Here is a 22,553-nt window from a genome sequence, read left to right as displayed (position 1 = left end):
TGGCAATTTTGCAAGTGTCATCGCCGGCAAGCTGTGCTCCTACGGGGCCGAGACGTTGTCGAGAGTACCGGCCAATGCCTTGGCTTTCCTGAAGAACACCCCATAGACCACCGAAAGGATCAGCAGAAAAGGCACACCAAACACCAGGGTCATCTTGAAGGCTTCGGTGAAGTAAGTCGTGATCATCACCGCGCCCATCAGCACCAGCCCCAACAGCGTGGTGTAAGGAAACAGACGCATGCGAAACGACAGTTTCCGCTCGCCGTGACGCTGGTGATAACGACGGAAACAGTAGTGCGTGAGGAAGATCATGAACCAGGTGAAGATCGCGCCGAACATCGAAATCGCCATCATCAAGGTGAAGGAGCTTTCCGGGTACATCACGTTCAGCAGCGTCGCCAGCGCAATGCCCGAACTCGACAGCAGCAAGGCATTGAGCGGGATTCCGCTTTTGCTCAACGCGCCCATCGCCTTGGGGGCGTAACCGCCACGGGACAGGCTGAACATCATCCGCGTAGTGATGTAGAGCTGACTGTTCATCGCCGACAATGCAGCAATCAGAATCACGAAGTTCATCACCCCGGTGGCGCCGGGAATGCCGATGGTTTGCATCACCGTGACAAACGGACTCTGCGCTACACCCGCCTGAACCCACGGCACGATCGCCAACATCAGGGCCAGGGTCAGCAGGTAAAACACCACCAGCCGCACGATGGTCGCGCGAAAGGCTTTCTTCACTGCGCGCTCTGGATCCTGCGCCTCACCGGCCGCCACCGCGATCATTTCCACGCTCAGGTAGCTGAAGATCGACACGATCACCGCCACCCACATCCCTTGCAAACCATTGGGGAAAAACCCGCCATGGCTGGTGTAGTTATGCACGCCGTAATCCGGGTTACCGGAACCGAACACCACATATACCGCAAGGATGATGAAGCCGACAATCGCGCCGATCTTGATGGTCGAGAACCAGTATTCGAACGTGCCGAAGGTCTTCACGCTGATGGCGTTGAGCACGATCAGAATGCTCGAAAACGAGACGATCCAGATCCACTCGGGCACATTGGCGAACCAGTACTTCATGTACATCGCCACCGCCGTCACCTCCGTGCCGACCGCCAACACTATCGCCGCCCAATAGGCGTAGCGCACCAGGAACCCGGCCAGCGGGCTGATATAGAACTCGGCATACGCACCGAACGAACCCGAGGTCGAGTGGGCCACGGTCATTTCCGCCAGACAGCCCATCAACAGCAGCGTGATGATCGCGCCAATCGCATAACTGAGCAGCACACTCGGCCCGGCATAGCCGATGGCGTAGGCACTGCCCATGAACAGGCCGGTGCCTATCGCACCGCCAATCGCGATCATGCTCATCTGCCCCGAGGTGAGCTGGCGCCTGAGGCCATGTTCACGCTTGGAGATGGTTTCAAAGCCGGTGGCTTCGGTCATTTGTCTGTCCTCTGAATATTGTGTTTTTTGAAGAGAGCACATGGTTCGTAAAAACAGGCCGTGCGCCGCTATTGCGCACTCCCGTAGCAGCTGTCGAGCCTGCGAGGCTGCGTTCGGCCGCGGAGCGGTCGTAAAATCAGGCGGCGCGTTCTTCCAGGCAAACCGCGTATGCAGGATTTACGAGTACTTCGTACTCGAACGCAGGCTTCGCCAGCTGCTACAGATAGCAGCGAGGCCTGGTTGTCAGAGGGATCAGGTAACGCTATGGCGAATCTGGAACTGCGCTTGCGACCAGGTTTTCTGATCGAGAATCTCGCCAAGGATCTGCACCGCATCGAAGACTTCGGTGAAGCTGGTGTACAGCGGGGTGAAACCGAAGCGCATGATCCGCGGCTCGCGGTAATCACCGATCACGCCTTGGGCGATCAAGGCCTGAATCACCGCGTAACCTTCCGGGTGTTCGAAGCTGACATGGCTGCCACGCTTGGCATGTTCGCGCGGGGTGATCAGTTTCAGATCGTGAGCCGCGCAGCGCTGCTCGACCAACTGGATAAACAGATCGGTCAGTGCCAGGGATTTGCGGCGCAGGCTGGCCATGTCGGTCTGGGCAAAAATCTCCAGGCCGCACTCGACCATCGCCAACGAGGTGATCGGTTGAGTACCGCACAAGTAACGAGCGATGCCGCGGCTCGGCTCGTAGCCCGAGGCCATGTCGAACTGTCGGGAATGGCCGAACCAGCCGGACAACGGCTGCGTGACCAGATCGCACAGCTGTGGCGAAACCCAGACAAACGCTTGCGAACCCGGGCCGCCATTGAGGTACTTATAGGTGCAACCGATGGCGTAGTCTGCGCCGGCCTGACGCAGGTCGACCGGAACCGCACCGGCGGAATGCGCCAGGTCCCAGATCGCCAGCGCGCCACATTCGTGGGTCAGCGCGGTCATGGCCTGCATGTCGTGCATGTAGCCGGTCTTGTAGTTGACGTGAGTGAGCATCACCACCGCGGTGTCCTGGTCAATCGCCTGCGCCAGTTCTTCCGGGCTGTCGACCAGACGCAAGCTGTAACCCTGTTGCAGCAAATCCATCAGCCCTTCGGCGATGTACAGATCAGTCGGGAAGTTGCTGGACTCACTGACGATCACTCGCCGCGTCGGCGCCCGCATCGCCTGCACACGCAAGGCCGCACCGAGGACCTTGAACAGGTTGATCGAGGTGGTGTCGGTGACCACCACTTCGCCCTCACCGGCGCCAATCAGCCCGGCCAGGCGATTACCCAAACGCTCGGGCAGATCGCGCCAGCCGGCACTGTTCCAGCTGCGGATCAAACCATTGCCCCACTCCTCGGCAATCACTGTTTGAGCACGCTCAAGCGCGGCAATCGGACGTGCGCCAAGGGAGTTACCGTCGAGGTAGATCACGCCTTCGGGGAGCGCGAACTGGTGACGCAGATGAGCCAGTGAGTCTTGCGCATCGAGCGCCAGGCAAGCGTTTCTTGTGATCATTGTCGGTCCTGTTCTCTAGATGACATGCCGCCGTGTTTTGGGCATTTTTTCGCCGGCACAATGAACAGATAATGAACGAAGCTTTGGAGAATTTTCGTGCAAAGTGGACAGTCATATAGTAGTTATCTCGTAGATAATTCGAATCCAACTCCAAAAATCGCGGATTTATTCAAGCCATGACTCTCGACTCGACAGACCTGCGGATCCTGCATTACTTGCAGCAGGATGGGCGTATCAGCAATCAGGAACTGGCGGAGAAAGTCGCGCTGTCGCCGTCGGCCTGCCTGCGTCGTTTGCGGCTGCTGGAAAGCGAGGGAATCATCACCGGCTATCGCGCGGTGTTGAACGCCGAACGGCTGGGCATCGAGCTGGAAGCTATCGTCCATGTGTCGTTGCGACAGGACGTCGAGGACTGGCACGAGACGTTTATCAAGAAAGTACAAGGGTGGCCGGAAGTCGCCACCGCGTACGTGATTACCGGGGCCAGCAACTACGTGCTGCGGGTTCAGGCACGCAACCTCAAACACTTCTCGGATTTCATCGTCAACAAGCTGAATCGCACGGCGGGGGTGACCGATATTCGCTCGGAAATCGTCCTGCAGAAAATCAAGGAACGGGACGATCTGCTCGATCTGGTCGCTCGTAAATAAGCCGTTACTGACTGCCTCTGCGTCAAAGCCCGCGCATGCGCCGGGCCTCGTTGCGCTGCAAGGTTGCGCTGGGGGATTCGTCGAACAACTTGCGGTACTCGGCGGAAAAACGCCCCATGTGGGTGAACCCCCAGCCCATGGCAATTTCCGAGATATTGCGCGCCAGACCCTGCTCAAGAATGTCCTGGCGCACCGCATTCAAGCGGTACTTTTTCAGATAGGCCATCGGCGACAAGGCGAAGTACTTCCTGAACGCCTCGAACAACTTGAACCGCGAAACCCCGGCCGCCGCTTCGATGTCTTCCAGGTGCAGCACTTCGCGGGCGTTGTCGTGAATGTACTGTTTGGCCCTGATCAGGTAGTGCGGCAACTTCACGCCCAACACATCCCGCAGCTCATCGGAGTAATTGTTCGGCTGGGCGAGGATCAGGCCTTTGATCAACGAGCTTTCAATGTCCCGCGTGAAGGCGACCTGCTCAAACAGCGCGCTACTGCGCTCAAGTTCAGCGATGAAATACCGCGCCATGCGCCACCACGAGGCCGACGCACCGTCTACCGCATCCATCACCGACTCGAAACGCAACGGCGCATCCAGCGGGCGCTGCAACATCCCCTCAAGGGATTCACTCATGGCCGCGCGGGTGATCACCACCTGAACCTTGCGACAGTCACCGGAGATCGCCAGCATCTGGCTTTCATTCGGCGAGATGATCACCCCTTGATCGCGATTGGATTTGAGTAGCGTGCCGTTCTTGCTCAGCTCCTGCTCACCGACCAAAGGCAGGCTGAGGCTGTAGCTGCTGAAGTGCTCGGCGTCTTCGATATCGACGGTCACGTCGGTGCCGTACTCGATAGTGCCCAGGGTCGTGGCCATCGACTTGAAGACGTTGGCCGTGTGATGAAAACGGATCCGCTCGGGCGTCGCGGTTTCGAGACGATGCGGCCCGCAGATACCCGACATCCAGGTCCTCGCGCCCTCAAGGTCATAGCGATCGATACGAATATCGCGAAACTGCGGATCAGCTTTGCTACTCATCACGGCGCACCCACGGCAATATTTTTTCAGCACGCTCTGACGGCGCGCCTCTGACTTGAGTCGAGCAAGTTCCAGACCACTCAACGCCTGCGCCAACCCGATGGATAGCAATCATCGACTAAGTGGATAACGCGGCGGTTCTGGAACCGGGGCTCACCTTCAAACAACGCTCAAGGCTGCCCAAGACAGTACCTCAATGCTGCAAACAGGGGCGGCCGTTCATCGAATGGTGCGAAGCCTTGAGTATTACCTGCCCAGAACAGCGCACGGGTGTTACCCCTTTCAGCGTCGGTACAAATCCCCGTAGCAGCTGCCGAAGGCTGCGTTCGGCCGCGAAGCGGTCGTGTCGTAAAATCTGCAACCGTAGTCATTCAGGGAGACCCTACATACCGACTTTACGACCGCTGCGCGCTCGAACGCAGCCTTCGGCAGCTGCTACAGAATCAGCGCACCACCGAATATCCATTTGCTCACCCATTACCACCGAACTTTATGGACTGCCTTCGTCGACTAACCGGATAGACCCCTGCCCGCCCCACTCCCTCTAATGAGTGCACCGATTGACCTGAATAAAAAAGGTGCACACCCATGAGTGGCGAAAAAAACCTCGAGCAGTGGAAAGCGTTCATTGAAGGCTGTCTGGACTTCCGTCCGGCAGAAGGCGTGTTCCGCATTGCTCGGGATATTTTTACCGAGCCGCAACTGTTCGATCTGGAGATGGAGCTGATCTTCGAGAAGAACTGGATCTACGCCTGCCACGAAAGCGAACTGGCCAACAATCACGACTTCGTCACGATGCGCGCCGGCCGCCAGCCGATGATCATCACCCGTGATGGCGACGGCCAACTCAACGCACTGATCAACGCCTGTCAGCATCGCGGCACCACATTGACCCGCGTCGGCAAAGGCAACCAATCGACCTTTACCTGCCCGTTCCACGCCTGGTGCTACAAAAGCGACGGACGCCTGGTGAAGGTCAAGGCCCCCGGCGAATACCCGGAAGGTTTCGACAAAGCCACACGCGGCCTGAAAAAAGCCCGCATCGAGAGCTACAAGGGTTTCGTGTTCATCAGCCTGGACGTGCATGGCGATAACAGCCTCGAAGATTTCCTCGGCGATGCCAAAGTGTTCTTCGACATGATGGTCGCCCAGTCGCCCACCGGAGAGCTGGAAGTGCTGCCCGGCAAATCGGCCTACACCTACGACGGTAACTGGAAACTGCAGAATGAAAACGGCCTGGACGGCTATCACGTCAGCACGGTCCACTATAACTACGTGGCCACCGTGCAGCACCGCCAGCAGGTCAACAGCGAGAATGGCACCAGCGCCAGCGGCACGCTCGACTACAGCAAACTGGGGGCTGGCGACGCCAATACCGATGACGGCTGGTTCGCCTTCAACAACGGCCACAGCCTGCTGTTCAGCGACATGCCCAACCCGACGGTGCGTTCCGGCTACGCGACAATCATGCCGCGCCTGATCGAGGAACACGGCCAGGAAAAAGCCGAATGGATGATGCATCGGCTGCGCAACCTGAACATCTATCCGAGCCTGTTTTTCCTCGACCAAATCAGTTCGCAGCTACGGATCATCCGCCCGGTGGCCTGGAACAAAACCGAAATCATCAGCCAGTGCCTGGGCGTGAAAAACGAGTCGGACGCCGATCGGGAGAACCGGATTCGCCAGTTCGAGGACTTCTTCAACGTGTCCGGACTCGGTACGCCGGATGACCTGGTGGAGTTCCGCGAAGCTCAGCGCGGTTTCCAGGCACGGCTGGAACGCTGGAGCGATATCTCACGCGGCAGCCACCAGTGGGCGACCGGCGCCACGCCTAACAGCGAGTCGATCGGCATCGCGCCGGCCATGACCGGCACCGAATTCACTCACGAAGGGCTTTACGTCAACCAGCACAGCAACTGGCAGAAATTTTTGCTCGACGGCCTGGACGCGAAATCCCTGAAGCTACGTGAGGTGTGAACATGAATCCGCAACTGCAGTACCAGATCGAGCAGTTTTTCTACCGCAAATCAGAACTGTGTGACGCCAAGGACTGGGACGCCTACATCACGCTCTTTCACGAGCAGAGTGAGTTCCACCTGCCGCAATGGGACTCCGAGCACGTCTATACCCGTGACCCCAAGCGCGAAATGTCGCTGATCTACTACGCCAACCGCTCGGGCCTGGAGGACCGCGTGTTCCGCCTGCGCACCGGTAAAGCCGCGTCGGCCACGCCGATGCCGCGCACCCTGCACCTGATCAACAACGTGCGCATCAGCGAACTCGAAAACACTGAGCTGGAGGTGCGGCTGAACTGGCACACCTTGTTCTATCGCCTGGCCACGTCCGAGCAGTTTTACGGGACCGCAACCTATCGCCTCAAGCCTCACGCAGACAGCTGGGTGATTACCCGCAAACACGTGTTGCTGCTCAATGACACCATCAACTCGGTGCTCGATTTCTACCACCTCTGAATCCATGGAGACCGAGGCATGAACCACAAGGTTGCGTTCAGTTTTGCCGACGGCAAAACACTGTTTTTTCCAGTGCAGGCCAACGAAATACTGCTCGACGCCGCGCTGCGCAACGGCATCAATATTCCGCTGGATTGCCGCGAGGGTGTCTGCGGAACCTGTCAGGGCCGCTGCGAATCCGGCGACTACAGCCAGGATTATGTGGATGAAGAAGCCCTCACCAGCCTCGACCTGCAGCAACGCAAGATGCTCACCTGTCAGACGCGGGTGAAGTCCGATGCCGCGTTCTATTTCGACTTCGCTTCCAGCCTGTGCAATGCCGCAGGGCCTGAACAGCTCAGCGGTACGGTCACGCATGTGCGTCAGGTCTCGGCCAGTACCGCGATCCTGCATCTGGATTTGGGCGCGGCCACCCAGCCACTGGATTTCCTGCCGGGGCAGTACGCTCGCCTGCTGATTCCAGGGACCACGAGCAAACGTTCCTACTCGTTCGCCAACCGCCCAAGCAGCAGCAACCAGCTGCAATTTCTCATTCGCCTGTTACCCGACGGGGTGATGAGCAACTACATTCGTGAACGCTGCCAGGTCGGCGATGAAATCGTTCTGGAAGCACCATTGGGCGCATTTTATCTTCGCCACATCGCCCGGCCGCTGATTCTGGTGGCCGGTGGCACCGGGCTGTCCGCTCTGCTGGGCATGCTCGACGAAATCGTTGCGCGCGGTTGCGAACAGCCTGTGCACCTGTACTACGGCGTACGGGATGCTGCCGACTTGTGCGAAAGCGAACGTATTAATGCCTATGCTCAACGCATTCCGGGCTTTCGTTATACGCCAGTGGTGAGCGACCCATCGGCGGACTGGGATGGAAAACGCGGCTACATCGCCGAACACTTCGATACCAGCGAACTGCGCGATGCCGCCGTCGATATGTATGTCTGCGGACCGCCGCCGATGGTCGAGTCGATCAAGAGCTGGTTACAGGATCAAACCCTGGACAATGTGCATCTGTATTACGAAAAGTTCACCGAAAGTAACGTCTGAGGCTCACAAACGCGCGGTAATTGAATAAGCTATCGAAGTAAAACCAGGCCTGACCATAACAACTAGAAGGTAACCAGATGGCGGATGAAATACTGCAACAGGGCGTACTCAAGCGGGGGCTGAAAAACAGGCATATTCAGCTGATCGCGCTGGGCGGCGCGATTGGTACGGGGCTGTTTCTCGGCTCCGCCGGCGTGCTCAAGTCGGCAGGCCCGTCGATGATCCTCGGCTATGCCATTGCCGGTTTCATCGCCTTTCTGATCATGCGCCAACTGGGAGAGATGATTGTCGAAGAGCCAGTTGCCGGTTCCTTCAGCCATTTTGCGCACAACTACTGGGGTAGTTTTGCCGGCTTCCTGTCCGGCTGGAACTACTGGGTGCTGTATGTGCTGGTAGGCATGGCGGAGCTGACCGCCGTGGGCAAATACGTGCAGTTCTGGTGGCCCGAGGTCCCGACCTGGGTCAGCGCAGCGGTGTTCTTCGTACTGGTCAACCTGATCAACACGATGAACGTCAAAGTCTTCGGTGAAATGGAGTTCTGGTTCGCCATCATCAAGGTCGTGGCGATCATCGGCATGATTGTCCTTGGCTGTTACATGCTGGTCAGCGGTACCGGCGGCCCGCAAGCCTCGGTGAGCAACCTGTGGAGCCACGGCGGTTTCTTCCCCAACGGCACCAACGGTTTGCTGATGGCGATGGCGTTCATCATGTTCTCTTTCGGCGGCCTGGAGCTGGTGGGCATCACTGCCGCCGAAGCCAGCGAGCCGAGGAAAGTCATTCCCAAGGCGATCAATCAGGTGGTTTACCGCGTGTTGATCTTCTACGTCGGCGCACTCACCGTGCTGCTGTCGCTGTACCCATGGGACCAACTGCTACAAACAATGGGCGCTTCCGGCGATGCCTACAGCGGCAGTCCGTTTGTGCAGATTTTCGCCTTGATCGGCAGCGACACCGCGGCGCAGATCCTCAACGTTGTGGTGCTCACCGCGGCACTCTCGGTCTACAACAGCTGTGTCTATTGCAACAGCCGCATGCTCTTCGGCCTGGCGGAACAGGGCGATGCCCCCAAGCCACTGATGAAGCTGAACAAACGGGGCGTGCCGTTACGGGCGCTGGGCGTATCGGCGCTGATGACGATGTTGTCCGTGCTGGTTAACTACGTCGCCCCGCATGAAGCGCTTGAGTTGCTGTTCGCGCTGGTGGTCGCCTCATTGATGATCAACTGGGCGATGATCAGCCTGACTCACCTGAAGTTTCGCAAGGCCATGGTCCAACGCGGCATCGTCCCGGGCTTCAAGGCATTCTGGTCGCCGTACACCAATTACCTGTGCCTGGCGTTCATGGCCATGATCATCTACGTGATGCTGATGATTCCCGGGGTGCGCGCGTCGGTCTATGCCATCCCGGTCTGGGTGCTGATTCTGTTTGTGTTCTACCGGATTCGGTTAGCCAGAACTCGCTCGTTATCGGTCGCTCACTAACCTTCAGCCAGTCGACAAAAAGCCCCGGCATTCGATGAATGCCGGGGCTTTTACGTTTGAATTACAGTCCCGTGTCGTGGACAAAGGTACCGGTGACTCAGCAGATACAAGTGGAGATGGTTAACTCTTCGCTCAACCGAAATACCCACTATCACCGGGATCAACCTGAAATGCCCGAACAAACCGGTGATCACCCAATCAGCAACCTTTAGTGTGAGCATACCTGGAAGTAATTTGATGCCCCCCCAGAGCAAACGCAAGTACCGGCCACGTATCCGCATTTTTTAGAATGATTTTTTCCATTGGTGCACTCCCCTCCCGCTCCTCCAACCCAATTTTTGCCACTTTGAAAGGGAAGCCGTCATCCTCCAAGTAAGAACTTTTCTCTCCAAGCCTTGCTATATTTATACTGGCGACCATTGAAGGCTTAAGCGAAACCATCATTTCTTTATCACTAGCCGGAAAGCCAAATATCGAGCTAAACGTATAATATATATCCATCGTCTTTAGTCGAAGATGAGACTCCTCATGAATAAGCAAGTGCGCAAGCCCAGAAACATCGGAGGATTCAACAGCATCTTTTCTAATGAAAATTCGCCTGTGCTCATCCGTTGGAACAACAAAAGCACTCTCCCCGCGCGAAGCATTTGAGTTACATTCGTATATAACCAACTGATCATTACCATCTTCTAGACGTGACCGTTGGGATGCCAGAATTTTATTGAGTCCCTGCTCAATAGATTTCGCGATACTATCCGATACGTCCACACCACCTAAAAGGCCTTTAATAAAAGCATTACTCACCTGACTTCTGGGTTGTACGGAAATAGCTGTGATGGCCGATTCCAAAATTTCCACGCTTAAATGTTGAGCGTGACGGACTTTTTCCATCATCTTTTTTTGCTGTACCCCTTGCGCGCCTAACTCACTTAGCCCTCTGGCCAATATTTTTGAATTCATCTCACTCTTAGCAAGCTCTCTTTCAATCCTATCATTGGCCTCTCCTCTAAACTTTTTTGGCTCTCTCCCATCATCATCAACCCACGTTAAAGGTGAGTTTCGGACGAAGCGATATACATTCATACCATCAATTTTTCCTGCCGGATCGGGATTGAGCCAGCGTTGTAACCACGCCACGTAATACCTGAACCCATAGTAATAAAGCCCCGTCGCATCCCGCTCCTTGCCCGAATAGCGCACGGTTTTATAACTGACCTGCACCGCTTCCCCATCCGCCCACGCCGTGCCGCCGAACGGGTAGTAGCGTTCCTGGCTGATGGTCTTGGCGTCCTGATCCAGCTCCACCGCGGATGAACCCAAATGATCGGTGACGCTGTAACGCTGCTGGTCATTGGCAATTTCCGCAGGGCGACCCGCTTCCCAGTGCAACACCCGCACGCTGCTGCGCCCGACCTGAGCGCTGATCACCTGGAACACTTCGCCGGTGCCGCTGTGGCTGCGCAGCTCCAGATTCGGTAGATAACGGACTTCGGAAGTCAGCGTCCGCGCAGAGGTTTGCATCGAGCGGACTTTGCGCACGCGCATGCCGTCGGCGCCGTAGAAGTAGCGCTCGCTATCATCGAGGCCGGAATCGCGCTCGACCGGTCGCACTTCTTGCAACTGATTACGCAGGTCCCAGCTCAAGGCTTGCCCCGCTTGCAGATTGAGCAGATTGCCGTTGGCGTCGAAGCCGTTGCGAAAGTCGTCCTCGCCCAGCTCCACGCCGTTGCGCACCGGCAAACAGCGGTTGCTGTGCGCCGCCGCGACCATACGATGGCCGGGGTTCTGCGGGCCGACATGGGTCAGTTCCAGCAGGTTATTGCCGGCGTCGTAGCGATAGGTCTGGCGGTAGTTGCCCACGACGCCGGGGTCGGCGGTGGCGGATGAAGACGGGCCTTGATTGGCGCTGCCCGCCTCCCAGCCGGTGGCTTCGATCAACTGGTAGAGACTGTCGTAACGGTAGCGGTTGATCGGCTCCATCCGCTGGTTGGCGAAGTAACGAATCGGCAGCGCGGCGTCTTCAATACTCAGCACATTGCCCACCGGGTCGTAGGCGTAGCGCAAGTTTTGCAGCGTGTCGGTGCCACGTTTGGCCTGAAGTCGGCTGAGGCGGCCATCTTCAGCGGCGTATTCCAACGTGGTGAGCACGCCGTTGCCGGCGGTTTCCCGCTCGGTCTGGCCGTGGGCGTTGTACTGGATGGCGCTGACCAGGGTGTTCGGCGCGAGGTCGTTTTTCAGTTGCAGGCGAACCTCGCGCAACTGACCGGCGACGGTCTGGCGGAAAAACTGTCGGTGGCCTTGGGCGTCGATTTGCTCAAGCGCCTCGCCCTGAGGGTTGAAACGCGAGCGGGTGGTGGCGCCAGCGCCGGGTTCAAGCAACTTGTCACGGTCCGCCGCCAGCTCCGGCCAGTTGGGGGAATCAAGCTCCCGTAAAAAATGCCGGGTCTGCTCCAGCACCCCGCCCACCAACCCAAACGCCGCAAACAGCTGCGTGCCCGCCGAATCATCATGACGAATCAACTGCCCGCACTGGTTATGCGCGGCGAAGGCCGGGTCAGCCCCGCCATAACCCAAACGCTCCATACACCGAGGCTCGCCATCAACAGCCTGCTCGAACACCGCCAACGGTCGCAATTGATTGTCATAGTCAGTCCAGCGCCGACCTCCCCGACTAGCCCAGCCCTGTACCGGCTGATCCGCTTCACCCAACAGGCTGACACGCCACCCGGCATCGACGCTGATCGTACTCAGGGCCTTGCCGGACAGGGAATAAGTCGTGGTGAGGTTGGCGGGGGCCGAAGCGTCAGTCAGCAACCGCGGATCCCACTGCGCAATCGCCCGCCCGGCGGAGTCATAGACCGTGCGGTTGATTCGCTCATCGGCCGCTTCAGCGATTGCACTGCGACAATAACCCACCGAGCGCACCGCCAGACCGCGCGGCTCAATCACCGTCAGCGTTGGGGTATGGCTGTGTACGGTATGCGCTTGAACGTGCATGGTGTGCTATCACCCTTGGGCTTTACGGCAGCTAATGCTGAAAAACTGCGTTTGGCTACTGTCAGAAATTACAGTGCCGACCAGTGGACATCTGTGAACGTCGACGCCCCACCGGCAAGATCCCGCTGGAAATCATCGAAGTGCAATTGGGTAGCTATTTGGGTGAGGACGATATCGAACGGTTTGAGGATATTTATGGTCGATCTACGCCGATTGAGCCGGGGGGGGGGCCCCGCGCTGTGGAATACCGTCTATCTGGCGCGAGCCGCGAACGCCTTGCGCAATCACGGCCAAGGCGTTGACGACGCGCTGTTGTAATATCTATCACCGTAGGGCGGGGCACACATCAACTTGACCGACGACTACCTGTGGCGCAGCCGCACCAAGGTCGGTGCGGGGAAATTCGGGCCACTACCAGCGCTGCCACTGGCAGTGCGTGCTTTAAATTCCGTTTCTGAGATGACCCCATGTCGACACCTGGCGCGCGATCAGTGTTTCCCGTGGTCAGCCGCCGTTGCATTCACCGGCTCACACTTGGGATAAGCGCCACAAAGCGTGAAGTCTCGATAGGCTTTCTGCGTGATCTGTTTGCCAGTGCGCAAGCGGGTCGCCTCAAGCATCTCCAGCAAGTGCGCGCGACCCAACTGCAGCGCCACCTCCTGTGGGGCATAGTGTTCGCCTCTTGGGTAATCGACATAAGGCCCCCGCTGTTCGATGTGTGAACCCAAGACATGAGCGACGGGGCGGGTGCTGGTGAAGTCGACCAGGCGCTGCAGGCTATCCTGCATCACTTGCGGGTCGGGCTCATTGACGTAGATGCGCCCGGGATACACCACATCGCCGGTCAGCAGCACGGCGGTCTGCCGGTCATACACGGCAATGCTCGTCGCGTCGTGCCCTGGCACAGGAATAATGTCGAGAATACGTCCGCCGAGGTCATACGTCGCTGTTTCTTGCGGCCACCGGGCAATCCCAAAAAAACGCTTCAGTGCATCGACATCATTGGGCTTGACCAGGGTGGTGGCAGGACGATTGGCGAACTGGAAATCGCCCCACACATGGTCGTCATGGGAGTGCAGATGCGCCACCACCAGCGGGATAGACTGGCGGTGGTTTTTCACCAGCCATTGATTGATCACCTGATCAACAGCGGCCGCCACATTCGGGACACGACCGGTGCTCGAATCCGTATCGTTACCTGCCCCCGTGTCGAAGAGGATTGCACGCTCCTTACCGAACAGCAGGTACAGGAACGGCTTCTCGGAATTCACACACCCCGTCTCGCGCAAGACGTAAAAATTGTCGTTGTAGGCATGAACCTGGAAGTCATCACGGAACGTCGCACACTTCGGCCCACCGCTGACCCACTGGGCAGGCAACGACCCCGTTTCAAACGGCAGGTTCGCCTTTACAGCCGCGCTGACTTTGGATACGCCCGCCATCGCGATCAGCAGGCTGGCGACTGTCAGCCACACGGCCTTCATGCGTGTTCTCCCAACAAGGCCAGCTCGCTGGCCTTGATATTGGCTATCGGGCCAAGGATCGCGCTATCGAATACCCTTGGCTCGCCTCCGTGCGCGTAAACCTGTGGCAGGTCGGGGTTGCTCAGGGCGCCTCTGCCTTGGGCCACAATGTCGGCACCGTCCTGCAAAACACCGTTGGCTCGTTCAACGCTGTGCAAGCTACCGTTGGCAATGATTGAAACACCCGGCGCAAAACGACGCGCCAAGGCCACCAAGGACTCATTGCCCCCCACAAAGGCAGGCTGCCAGGCTTCATGCTCAGTCACGTGGATGAAGTCGGCACCGGCCTTGGCGAGCGAGGTGAAGATGACCTGTGCATCAGCTTCACCTCCTGGCCATTTATAGGCGAAGTCGTTCACTTTGCCTTGTGAGATGCGAATACCCACCGGCACTTCAGCGCCGACCTCCGCTTTCACCGCCTTGATGATATCGACCAGCAAGCCCACGCGTGCCTTGATGTCTCCCCCCCAGCGATCCTGGCGCCGATTGGTCCGCGCAGTCAGGAACTGGTCGAGCAGATAACCGTTGGAGCCGTGGATCTCGATACCGTCGAAACCGCTGAGGCGTACCGCCCGCACCGCCGACTCAACAAAGCCCTGAATCACTTCAACGACTTCAGCTTCGCTGATTTCCCGGGGTTCAGGGTAGCGGCCTTCTCCGTAGTAGAAGCTCATTTGCTCGCCAACGGGTTGGACCGCCGAAGGGGCAACCGTCTGGGCGCGAAACCTGTTGCCCTGACTGAGCGCGCCGGCATGCATAAGTTGCGCGAACACTTTTGCGCCGTTTGCCTGAAGCACTTGCGTGGTCTCGATCCACGCCAGCGCCTGCTCCCCGTCTGTGAGGCCAGGCTGGAATCGGTAACCCTGGGAAAAGGCCTGGTCGGTGTACAGGCCTTCCGTGATGATCAGTCCGAAACCGCCCTTGGCAAACCGGACGTAGTAGTCGTGCATGGTCTGAGTGAGAAGCCCTTCCTCCGTCGCACTCACACGTGTCATCGGGGCAACAGCGAGGCGGTTAGCCAACCGCACATTTTTAATAACATACTTTGATAAAATATTGCTCTTCATATCGGTCATATCTTGCTAACCCCACCCTGTACACCTGGTATTTCAAGGAAAATCGTGTGCGGCAGAGGCTAACGTTGGCAGAGAGGCCGAACAAGCGCACGATACGTGAAAACGCCTTAACGGATACCGATACAATCATGTTGATCTCCGACCTGCGAATATTTCTCGCCGTGACCTCGACGGGCAGTCTTTCGGCTGCCGCACGACAGCTAGACGTGGGCCCCATGCAGGTCTCTCGCCGTATCGCTGCACTGGAGGAAGAACTGGGTGTTCGCCTGTTCCACCGCACGACAAGGTCGGTGTCACTGACCGTCGAGGGCGAAGCGCTGCTGCCCTATGCCAGCACCATGAGCGAGGCTGAAGAAAATGCCAGGGGTGAACTCAGTCAAACATCGAGCAGGGTATCCGGCGTACTGCGCATGAGTGCACCCAGCGTCCTGGGCCAGTCCATCGTGCTTGCGTTGCTGCCACGGCTGCTGGCGCAGCATCCTGAACTCAGGATCGACCTGAGTGTAAGCGACCGCATAGTCGACATTGTCGCGCAAGGGCTCGACCTGGCCCTGCGCATTGCGCCCTTGGCGGATTCGGAACTGGTCGCGTGGAAGATCGCGGTCAACCCCCGCGTCATTTTCGCTGCGCCAGGCTACTTGAGCAGGCATGGACGCCCTAGCGTAGTCGCAGACCTCGATACCCATGACTGTATTGTTCTGGAGGCCATCCCGCGCTGGCCCCTGGTGATTGATAAAAAGCTGCAACGCAAGAGCGTGCGAGGTCGATTGCAGACCACCAGTGTTGAGGCTGTAAGAACAGCAGCGATCCAGGGGCTCGGCCTTGCCATGCTGACCTATGTGGATGTCATTCAACAATTGCAGGACGGCTCGCTGGTCGAGGTTCAGTTGCAGGATGCATCCATGGAAGAACTGGCCGTCTGGGCAGTCATGCCTAGTCGGCGGTATATACCTGCGCGGGTAAGAGTGTTCCTTGAGGCGCTTGAAGCAGAGTTGGCGCAACAGCGGATTTGACCGTTACCCGGGGTCGTCTCAGAAAACGGAATTTAAAGCACGCTCTGCCAGGCTCTGTACGAAAACCCTTGAAACACCGAAATGGGCAAAATCGCCGCCATCAAAGGCTCCAGCCCCCCCTGATGGCCAAGCGATACGAACTCAACGATGCGTCCTGGGAAATGATTGAAGATCTGATCACCCAGGATCAGAAAGCGGGACGTCCAAAACTTTGGATTTCACAACAGCCAATCCTGAAAAACTGCGTTTGGCTACTGTCAGAAATAACAGTACCGACCGGCGATCGAAGAGAAATGCACAGATCATGAAACGATGATCCGTGAAGACCCTTTGCATTTCGGGTCAGAGGGTCGAACGCACGCGCCACAGTTCCGGGAACAGCACAGTATCGAGCATCTTGCGCAGATAGCCGACACCTTCAGTGCCGCCGGTGCCCGGTTGGAAGCCGATGATCCGCTCAACCGTGGTGACATGGCGGAAGCGCCATTGACGGAACGAGTCCTCCAGGTCGATCAGTTTCTCCGCCAACTGGTAGAGATCCCAATACCGCGAAGGGTCGGTGTACACCACGCGCCAGGCCGCTTCGACCGAGGCGTCATAAGCGGTCGGGCTGGCCGGATCGCGCTCGAAGCGCTGTGGATCAATTGCCAACCCTGCGCCGGCCATCAACCGAATCGCTTCGTCATACAGCGACGGCGTGGCAATCGCCTTTTCCAGCTCCGCCAACAGTTCGGGCCGGTGTGCATGCGGACGTAACAGCGTTGCACTCTTGTTGCCGAGGATGAATTCGATCTCGCGGTACTGAAACGACTGGAAGCCCGATGACTGGCCCAGAAACGGCCGGATCGCGTGGTATTCGGTAGGGGTCATGGTCGCCAACACCGTCCAGGCGTGCACCAGTTGATCGAAAATCCGCGACACCCGCGCCAGCATCTTGAACGCCGGTGGCAACTCTCCCAGCCTGACGTGTTCGCGAGCGGCCTTGAGTTCGTGCAGCATCAGTTTCATCCACAACTCGGACGTCTGATGCTGGATGATGAACAGCATCTCGTTATGGTCCGGCGACAAGGGGTGCTGAGCACTGAGAATCTTCCCCAGATCCAGGTAATCGCCGTAACTCATGGAGTCGGAAAAATTCAGCTCGGCGTTATGCCACTCTTCCGGCTGGTTTGAAGATGGCTGATTTGATGAAGACTGATTTGATGATGAATAGGGACATTGGCTCATTGAGCAGTCTCCTCAAGTGGCGGTTTGTTCAAGGGACGCAAAATCGCCCTGACCGGGCTCGCGTCCAGGTTGGCAAACCGCAGCGGCAGCGCAATCAGCTCATAGTCGCCTTCCGGCACGTCATCGAGCACGATGCCTTCAAGGATCGCCATGCCATGGCGGGCCACTGCGTTGTGCGAATCCATGGTCTTGGACTGTTGAGGGTCCAGCGACGGTGTATCGATACCGATCAGCCGTACACCAAGGCTCGACAGCAAGTCGACGGTTTCTTTGGCCACAGCGGTGAAATCCGGATCCCAGGCCGTCAGCGGCACCTGTTGATAAGTGCGCAGCAAGACGCGCTCGGGCAGATCGGCAAGACGCCCTTCCAGTTGCTCGGGCTGAACCAGCCGACCGCTGTCCAGACAATGCAAGACGCGACACGGGCCGATGTAGACATCCAGCGATACATCGCCGATGGCCGCACCGTCGGCGCTGTAATGCAGCGGCGCATCGACATGCGCGCCGGTGTGAGGAGACAGGGTGATGCGGCCGACATTCACCGGGCATTCAGGCCCGAAGGTCCAGACGCGCTCCTCCTGAAACGGCGTATCACCCGGCCATGTCGGTGTTGCGGTGCTCAAGGGCGGGCTGATATCCCACCACGACATTGTTTTTTTCATTGCATAGCTCTCGGCCTACTCACGCGTGGAATGATACGAGTGATGCCTGTGAAGATTCTTGCGAAATCCGTCGGGAACGCCCAAATGTTTCGCACTTAATGCCAAGAATCCAAAGTTTAGCGGGTGGAAATTTCAATGCGCGAATCAGGCACCTGAACGACGCTTGACTCTCCCCCAAGGGGCCGACTTTATCCTTGTCGTTTTGCTGCCTGGGGACGAAGTGATGAGCAAACGGATACTGGTGATTCTCGGCCATCCATCCAGCAACAGTTTCTGCGGCGCCCTCACCGACCGCTATGTGCAGGCGGCGAAAACCGCCGGGCATGAGGTCCGTGAACTGCGTCTGGGAACCTTGAGTTTCGACCCGATATTGCGCGAAGGCTATCGACAGATTCAGCCACTGGAAGCCGATCTGCTGAAGGCTCAGGCGGATATCACCTGGGCCGAACACCTGACGTTTGTCTATCCGATCTGGTGGGGGGCCATTCCCGCACTACTCAAGGGATTTCTCGACCGAACACTTCTTCCCGGTTTCGCCTTCAAGTACCGCCCGGGCAAAGCTTTCCCGGACAAACTCCTGCACGGGCGCACGGCCGACTTGCTGGTGACCATGGACACCCCGCCCTGGTACTACCGCTGGTTTTATCGCATGCCCGGGCTGCACCAGATGCGCAAAACCACACTGGCGTTCTGTGGCATCACGCCACTCAACACTCTGACCTTCGGCCCGGTCCTGGGCTCGAGTGAGCATCAAAGGGAACTCTGGCTCATGCAAGCGCAGGCTATCGGTAGTGGCTGAGTCTCGCGGATAATCGCACGCGTCATCAGGAGCACTTACGAAAGGGATTTTTCATGTTCATCGGCAAAACCGCGCAACTGTCGGGCACAACCATCAAGAGCATTCGCCACTACGAGGACATCGGCCTCCTGCCGCCCGCGCAACGCCAGGGAAAATACCGCCTCTATGACCAACAGAGCGTCGAGCTGTTGACCTTCATCAAATGTGCTCAGCAACTGGGGTTCAAGCTCAAGGAATTGCAGGCAATGCTTGAGGGCTACCGTGGACAGGCACTGCCCTGGCATCTGGCGCACCAGGCGATTGCCGATAAAAAACAGGAACTGACGGACAAAATCGCAGTGTTGACCCGCCAATACGTGCAATTGACTGAATTCGAAGCCAGCCTCAAGCAGGCTCAATCCGACTGTCCGCTTGAGCGGGTTTGATCGAAAGCGCGTTTCTGGATAGCTGAGTGTCGAGCACAGACAACTGACACCGTGCCGGGCGCTATAGGGTGCGACTTCAGTCCTGCCTAACGCTCGGAGTCAGCATGTCCAAACCCATTACCGTTCTTCGCGATACCCACCCGCTGCCGGTGCTTGATGCCTGCAAATGGGAAAAGCTCGAAGGTGATCCGCACACCGTCAACCTCAACGCCTACACCAGCGAAGATGGCAGCAAGATCATGGGCACCTGGATCTGCACGCCGGGGAAATGGTACGTGGAGTATGTGAAGTGGGAATACTGCGATTTCCGCGAGGGATACTGCATTATTACTCCTGAGGGTAAGGAACCTATTCATTTGAAGGCAGGCGACATATTTATCGTAGAGCCTGGCATGAAAGGAACTTGGGAGGTTGTAGAAACGGTGCGCAAGTATTTCGTGTTTGCCTGAATCTGCGCGCACCTTGAGCAACCACCTTCCCGAATGTCCGTCGCAGGCTCCTAGCGTCCCGAACAGAGGCACTTGGGCCGGGCAACGGGATCAAAGTTCGGGAAGGCCCCAGCTTGCGCGAAAGTGCTCGTATTGCGCTTCAGGCATCTGAACCAGCAGAGGTGTCTGGCGAGGATCCAGCCAGCTGAACAAGCGAGAAATATCCGCTTGATCCATGGCTGTGCAACCCAGCGTCGGGGACGTGGGGGCACGCCAGATGTGGAAGAAAATGCACGAGCCTGAGGCGGGGGACGCCGGCGTGTTGTGCTCGATAAAGATGCCTTTTCGATACATGTCATCATCGCGACGCATGCGTTCGGAACTGTTCCAGTCCTTGGCTATCGTCGCCCCGTCGACAAGCTCGTTATAGCGTTTGGAGTGGCTGTCATCCACGCACTCGATAGTCGGTGTCAGGGCCAGGTAAGGCAGTTTGGTGTTGGCCGTACTGTCGTAACCAAAAGCCGTTCCAAGTTTGAATATCCCGGCCGGCGCTTTTCCATCGCCTTCACGTTTGACCGGGCCTTCAAGCGGGTCAACAGCGTTTACCCCCCGCCCCCAGGCCATTCCGCTTTTGCCTACAACCACCGGAAACGGCTTTGCGTATTTTTGAAACGTTTTCCCATGCCGCTCATAGCGCTGGGCGGTCCCCTGGACATCAGTCCAGTTTTTTGTAGTGACCACAATGAGCTGGTTGCTGGTATCCAGCACCTGCGCCAGCGCTGTGAATGGAAAAACAAGCGCCACCAACGACCAGGCTTTAAGCAATCTATTCATCGGTGATGCTGGAGCCCAGCGGCGTAATGGGGAAATCCATGACGCTCTTCAACGCATCATCCCGGGTGTAGGTGAAGTGCCACCATTCTTTCGAATATCCGGTAAATCCCTCTTTTTCCATGGCACTGCTGAGCCGCTGGCGATTTTCTCTGGCGGTCGCGTTGATGGTCGGGTTATCGGTGTGCGCTCGCTCATCGAAGCAATCGAAGCCGGTTCCCATATCGAGTGCGCCATCGCGCCAACGCTGCTCATAGGGGGCGGCACAATCGACTTGCGGGGCTGAGGGGCTCCATATTCCAGCGGGTAGAGCCTGGGGACCTGTCAGTGTCAGATCCACAGTGCCGCCTTTGGAATGATTCGAAACCCGTGCCACATAACCCAGACGCCAGAAGTCTTGCTTGTCCACGCGCGGATAGAACTCGGCCTTGCGTGGGTCACCCGGTTCCGTCGCGAAACGCCCCATATCGGCGACAGCACGGCTGGGCCGATAGCAGTCAAAGACCTTCAAACCGTAGCCTTGCGTGCGCAGCGCCGTTTGTACCCGAGCGAGGGCCTTGGCGGCGTCCAGCGACAAAATGCACTCCGCAGCGCCGTAGCCGTCGAGTGGGTGTCCAGTGAAGTTGTGAGCACTGGCATAGCGGATATCTTGCACGATGCTCGGATCAATCGTACGCAAATAGACCATATGCTCGGGCCTCGGCTCGGCACCGGCCAGGCAGGGCGCGACAATGCTCAGGCACAGGGCTGATCGTAGCCAGATCCGCGCGAGCAGGCTGTGCGAGCACGCCGCAAATAACATCGCGAAGGACGGAGGTTTGATGACGCTCAGATCGCGCATGCGCTGCATCCAGAGAAGCTGGTTTTTAGACCAGATCAGGCAATGGGTCGGGTCTGGGACAGTATCAATGCGCAACCCGATACACCAGCCATGTCGCTTTGAACTCTGGAAGATCCGGGACTCAAAAAACCGAGAGCCCACCCGACGTGGGCTCTCGGAAAAATGTCTGCTGAACGACTGCCAAAAAGATCGCAGCCTGCGGCAGCTCCTACGAGGGTTTACGATAGCTGTTGATGATCGCCGAGAAATCCTTGCCGCCTTCACCTCGTTGACTCATCGCCTGATACAACTGCTGAGCCACCGCGCCGAGCATCACCGGTTGATGTGCCTGACGCGCGGCTTCAGTGGCCAGCCCCAAGTCCTTGAGCATCAGTTCGGCACCAAAACCGCCGGTATAACCACGCGATGCCGGCGCCGTTTCGACGATGCCTGGCCACGGGTTGTACATCTCCGAGCTCCAGCAACGACCGGTCGAACTGTTGATGATTCCCGCCAGCACCTGAGTGTCGATGCCCAGCGCATCACCCAGAGCCATGGCTTCGCTGACGCCGACCATGGAAATCGCCAACAACAGGTTGTTGCAGATCTTGGCGATTTGCCCGGTGCCGACTTCACCGCAATGGACGATATTGCGGCCCATCTGCGCCAGTACCGGTTGCAGGGTGGCGAACAATTCTGGCGTCGCGCCGACCATGAACGTCAGCGTCCCGGCCGCAGCGCCGCCGGTGCCACCGGAAACCGGTGCATCAGCCATGGCCACGCCTTGCTTGGCCGCAGCGGCGGCGACATCGCGGGCGGTTTGCGGGTCGATGGTGCTGCAATCCACCGCCGGAACACCCTTGGCGATCCCGGCCAGCACGCCGTCTTCACCCAACCAGACGCTGCGCACATGCACAGCCGCCGGCAACATGGTGATCACCAGTTCTGCGCCTTGCGCGGCCTCACGCGCAGAGGCGCTGATGCTACCGCCCAGTTGCGCCAATTCGGCGAGTACGGCTTTGTTCAGGTCGACCAGGTTCAGCGAATGGCCAGCCTTGATCAGGTTGCGCGCCATCGGCGCGCCCATGTTGCCGAGACCGATAAAAGCGATTTTCATG

20 protein-coding genes and 2 pseudogenes are annotated in these 22,553 nt (G+C 57.9%); 11 read left to right on the top strand and 11 right to left on the bottom strand.

The genetic code is table 11. The annotated features are described in order from the left end of the window. Positions 1–39: 39 nt before the first annotated feature. Both BK659_RS05805 and kynU read right to left on the bottom strand, forming a co-directional pair. Positions 40–1,452 (bottom strand): amino acid permease, encoded by a 1,413-nt coding sequence (locus BK659_RS05805; protein ID WP_123424154.1) that lies wholly within the window; start codon positions 1,450–1,452, stop codon positions 40–42. A gap of 252 nt (positions 1,453–1,704) precedes the next feature. Beyond that, positions 1,705–2,955, bottom strand: a complete 1,251-nt coding sequence (kynU, locus tag BK659_RS05800; RefSeq protein ID WP_123424153.1) for a kynureninase — start codon at positions 2,953–2,955, stop codon at positions 1,705–1,707. A gap of 176 nt (positions 2,956–3,131) precedes the next feature. Between kynU and BK659_RS05795 the strand changes: the two genes are divergently transcribed. Next, a complete protein-coding gene (locus BK659_RS05795) occupies positions 3,132–3,605 on the top strand; it encodes an Lrp/AsnC family transcriptional regulator (protein ID WP_123424152.1) in 474 nt (157 codons plus the stop codon). Positions 3,606–3,627: 22 nt separating this feature from the next. Here the strand turns inward: BK659_RS05795 and BK659_RS05790 are convergent, their stop codons facing one another. Next, positions 3,628–4,641 (bottom strand): AraC family transcriptional regulator, encoded by a 1,014-nt coding sequence (locus BK659_RS05790; protein WP_123424151.1) that lies wholly within the window; start codon positions 4,639–4,641, stop codon positions 3,628–3,630. A gap of 588 nt (positions 4,642–5,229) precedes the next feature. Between BK659_RS05790 and antA the strand changes: the two genes are divergently transcribed. From antA to BK659_RS05770, 4 genes are all read left to right on the top strand, one after another. Further along, entirely contained in the window at positions 5,230–6,618 is a 1,389-nt protein-coding gene (gene antA, locus BK659_RS05785; RefSeq protein ID WP_123424150.1) for an anthranilate 1,2-dioxygenase large subunit, read from the top strand. A 2-nt stretch (positions 6,619–6,620) separates the two neighbouring features. Next, positions 6,621–7,112: an anthranilate 1,2-dioxygenase small subunit gene (gene antB, locus BK659_RS05780; protein ID WP_123424149.1), complete on the top strand. Its 492-nt coding sequence runs from the start codon at positions 6,621–6,623 to the stop codon at positions 7,110–7,112. Positions 7,113–7,130: 18 nt separating this feature from the next. Beyond that, on the top strand, positions 7,131–8,153 hold the full coding sequence (antC, locus tag BK659_RS05775; protein ID WP_123424148.1) for an anthranilate 1,2-dioxygenase electron transfer component AntC: 1,023 nt from the start codon (positions 7,131–7,133) through the stop codon (positions 8,151–8,153). Between the two features lie 77 nt (positions 8,154–8,230). After that, positions 8,231–9,634: an amino acid permease gene (locus BK659_RS05770; protein ID WP_123424147.1), complete on the top strand. Its 1,404-nt coding sequence runs from the start codon at positions 8,231–8,233 to the stop codon at positions 9,632–9,634. A 198-nt stretch (positions 9,635–9,832) separates the two neighbouring features. Here the strand turns inward: BK659_RS05770 and BK659_RS05765 are convergent, their stop codons facing one another. Next, positions 9,833–12,631, bottom strand: a complete 2,799-nt coding sequence (locus BK659_RS05765) for an RHS repeat-associated core domain-containing protein (RefSeq protein ID WP_123424146.1) — start codon at positions 12,629–12,631, stop codon at positions 9,833–9,835. 107 nt (positions 12,632–12,738) lie between these two features. On the opposite strand from BK659_RS05765, the pseudogene BK659_RS27890 reads away from it, so the two are divergent. Both BK659_RS27890 and BK659_RS27605 read left to right on the top strand, forming a co-directional pair. Then, a pseudogene (locus BK659_RS27890) lies at positions 12,739–12,933 on the top strand (hypothetical protein); the annotation flags it as partial. Beyond that, positions 12,869–13,054, top strand: a pseudogene (locus tag BK659_RS27605) (Tn3 family transposase); the annotation flags it as partial. The pseudogenes BK659_RS27890 and BK659_RS27605, both read left to right, overlap by 65 nt. Before the next feature lie 65 nt (positions 13,055–13,119). Here BK659_RS27605 and BK659_RS05755 read toward each other — a convergent pair. After that, a complete protein-coding gene (locus BK659_RS05755; protein ID WP_123424145.1) occupies positions 13,120–14,115 on the bottom strand; it encodes an MBL fold metallo-hydrolase in 996 nt (331 codons plus the stop codon). Continuing rightward, positions 14,112–15,230 carry an oxidoreductase gene (locus BK659_RS05750; protein WP_123424144.1) on the bottom strand — a complete coding sequence of 373 codons (1,119 nt, stop codon included), beginning with the start codon at positions 15,228–15,230 and terminating at the stop codon, positions 14,112–14,114. Before BK659_RS05750 ends, BK659_RS05755 begins: the two co-directional genes overlap by 4 nt. Positions 15,231–15,358: 128 nt before the next feature. Between BK659_RS05750 and BK659_RS05745 the strand changes: the two genes are divergently transcribed. After that, positions 15,359–16,243, top strand: a complete 885-nt coding sequence (locus tag BK659_RS05745) for a LysR family transcriptional regulator (RefSeq protein ID WP_123424345.1) — start codon at positions 15,359–15,361, stop codon at positions 16,241–16,243. 342 nt (positions 16,244–16,585) lie between these two features. Here BK659_RS05745 and kynA read toward each other — a convergent pair whose 3' ends face one another. Both kynA and kynB read right to left on the bottom strand, forming a co-directional pair. After that, complete coding sequence (gene kynA / locus BK659_RS05740; RefSeq protein ID WP_123424143.1) at positions 16,586–17,470, bottom strand: tryptophan 2,3-dioxygenase; 885 nt, start codon at positions 17,468–17,470, stop codon at positions 16,586–16,588. Further along, positions 17,467–18,132, bottom strand: coding sequence for an arylformamidase (kynB, locus tag BK659_RS05735; protein WP_123424142.1), 666 nt, complete (start codon positions 18,130–18,132; stop codon positions 17,467–17,469). The genes kynA and kynB overlap by 4 nt, the downstream gene beginning before the upstream one ends. 223 nt (positions 18,133–18,355) lie before the next feature. Between kynB and BK659_RS05730 the strand changes: the two genes are divergently transcribed. The 3 genes from BK659_RS05730 (at position 18,356) to BK659_RS05720 (ending at position 19,805) form a co-directional block, all read left to right on the top strand. After that, a complete protein-coding gene (locus BK659_RS05730) occupies positions 18,356–18,931 on the top strand; it encodes an NAD(P)H-dependent oxidoreductase (RefSeq protein ID WP_123424141.1) in 576 nt (191 codons plus the stop codon). Between the two features lie 53 nt (positions 18,932–18,984). Further along, positions 18,985–19,356, top strand: a complete 372-nt coding sequence (locus BK659_RS05725) for a MerR family transcriptional regulator (RefSeq protein ID WP_123424140.1) — start codon at positions 18,985–18,987, stop codon at positions 19,354–19,356. Positions 19,357–19,460: 104 nt separating this feature from the next. Then, positions 19,461–19,805 (top strand): cupin domain-containing protein, encoded by a 345-nt coding sequence (locus BK659_RS05720; RefSeq protein ID WP_123424139.1) that lies wholly within the window; start codon positions 19,461–19,463, stop codon positions 19,803–19,805. Between the two features lie 90 nt (positions 19,806–19,895). Here BK659_RS05720 and BK659_RS05715 read toward each other — a convergent pair whose 3' ends face one another. The 3 genes from BK659_RS05715 to mmsB form a co-directional block, all read right to left on the bottom strand. Then, complete coding sequence (locus tag BK659_RS05715) at positions 19,896–20,618, bottom strand: L,D-transpeptidase family protein (protein ID WP_123424138.1); 723 nt, start codon at positions 20,616–20,618, stop codon at positions 19,896–19,898. Further along, positions 20,611–21,531 carry a M15 family metallopeptidase gene (locus BK659_RS05710; RefSeq protein ID WP_259740212.1) on the bottom strand — a complete coding sequence of 307 codons (921 nt, stop codon included), beginning with the start codon at positions 21,529–21,531 and terminating at the stop codon, positions 20,611–20,613. Before BK659_RS05710 ends, BK659_RS05715 begins: the two co-directional genes overlap by 8 nt. A 133-nt stretch (positions 21,532–21,664) precedes the next feature. Beyond that, positions 21,665–22,552, bottom strand: coding sequence for a 3-hydroxyisobutyrate dehydrogenase (mmsB, locus tag BK659_RS05705; RefSeq protein ID WP_123424137.1), 888 nt, complete (start codon positions 22,550–22,552; stop codon positions 21,665–21,667). Position 22,553 lies beyond the last annotated feature (1 nt).

It is taken from the genome of Pseudomonas brassicacearum, from assembly GCF_003732225.1.
Classification (GTDB): Bacteria; Pseudomonadota; Gammaproteobacteria; order Pseudomonadales; family Pseudomonadaceae; genus Aquipseudomonas; species Aquipseudomonas brassicacearum_E.
This window is presented reverse-complemented; position numbering and strand designations above follow the sequence as displayed.

Excerpts from the sequence above, each read along its gene's own strand:
- BK659_RS05790 (WP_123424151.1), bottom strand. The coding sequence starts at position 4,641 with ATGAGTAGCAAAGCTGATCCGCAGTTTCGCGATATTCGTATCGATCGC.
- kynU (WP_123424153.1), bottom strand. The coding sequence starts at position 2,955 with ATGATCACAAGAAACGCTTGCCTGGCGCTCGATGCGCAAGACTCACTG.
- mmsB (WP_123424137.1), bottom strand. The coding sequence starts at position 22,552 with ATGAAAATCGCTTTTATCGGTCTCGGCAACATGGGCGCGCCGATGGCG.
- BK659_RS05770 (WP_123424147.1), top strand. The coding sequence starts at position 8,231 with ATGGCGGATGAAATACTGCAACAGGGCGTACTCAAGCGGGGGCTGAAA.
- BK659_RS05720 (WP_123424139.1), top strand. The coding sequence starts at position 19,461 with ATGTCCAAACCCATTACCGTTCTTCGCGATACCCACCCGCTGCCGGTG.
- BK659_RS05715 (WP_123424138.1), bottom strand. The coding sequence starts at position 20,618 with ATGAATAGATTGCTTAAAGCCTGGTCGTTGGTGGCGCTTGTTTTTCCA.
- antC (WP_123424148.1), top strand. The coding sequence starts at position 7,131 with ATGAACCACAAGGTTGCGTTCAGTTTTGCCGACGGCAAAACACTGTTT.
- kynA (WP_123424143.1), bottom strand. The coding sequence starts at position 17,470 with ATGAGCCAATGTCCCTATTCATCATCAAATCAGTCTTCATCAAATCAG.
- BK659_RS05745 (WP_123424345.1), top strand. The coding sequence starts at position 15,359 with ATGTTGATCTCCGACCTGCGAATATTTCTCGCCGTGACCTCGACGGGC.
- BK659_RS05725 (WP_123424140.1), top strand. The coding sequence starts at position 18,985 with ATGTTCATCGGCAAAACCGCGCAACTGTCGGGCACAACCATCAAGAGC.
- BK659_RS05730 (WP_123424141.1), top strand. The coding sequence starts at position 18,356 with ATGAGCAAACGGATACTGGTGATTCTCGGCCATCCATCCAGCAACAGT.
- BK659_RS05765 (WP_123424146.1), bottom strand. The coding sequence starts at position 12,631 with ATGCACGTTCAAGCGCATACCGTACACAGCCATACCCCAACGCTGACG.
- kynB (WP_123424142.1), bottom strand. The coding sequence starts at position 18,132 with ATGAAAAAAACAATGTCGTGGTGGGATATCAGCCCGCCCTTGAGCACC.
- BK659_RS05755 (WP_123424145.1), bottom strand. The coding sequence starts at position 14,115 with ATGAAGGCCGTGTGGCTGACAGTCGCCAGCCTGCTGATCGCGATGGCG.
- antB (WP_123424149.1), top strand. The coding sequence starts at position 6,621 with ATGAATCCGCAACTGCAGTACCAGATCGAGCAGTTTTTCTACCGCAAA.
- BK659_RS05750 (WP_123424144.1), bottom strand. The coding sequence starts at position 15,230 with ATGACCGATATGAAGAGCAATATTTTATCAAAGTATGTTATTAAAAAT.
- antA (WP_123424150.1), top strand. The coding sequence starts at position 5,230 with ATGAGTGGCGAAAAAAACCTCGAGCAGTGGAAAGCGTTCATTGAAGGC.
- BK659_RS05805 (WP_123424154.1), bottom strand. The coding sequence starts at position 1,452 with ATGACCGAAGCCACCGGCTTTGAAACCATCTCCAAGCGTGAACATGGC.
- BK659_RS05795 (WP_123424152.1), top strand. The coding sequence starts at position 3,132 with ATGACTCTCGACTCGACAGACCTGCGGATCCTGCATTACTTGCAGCAG.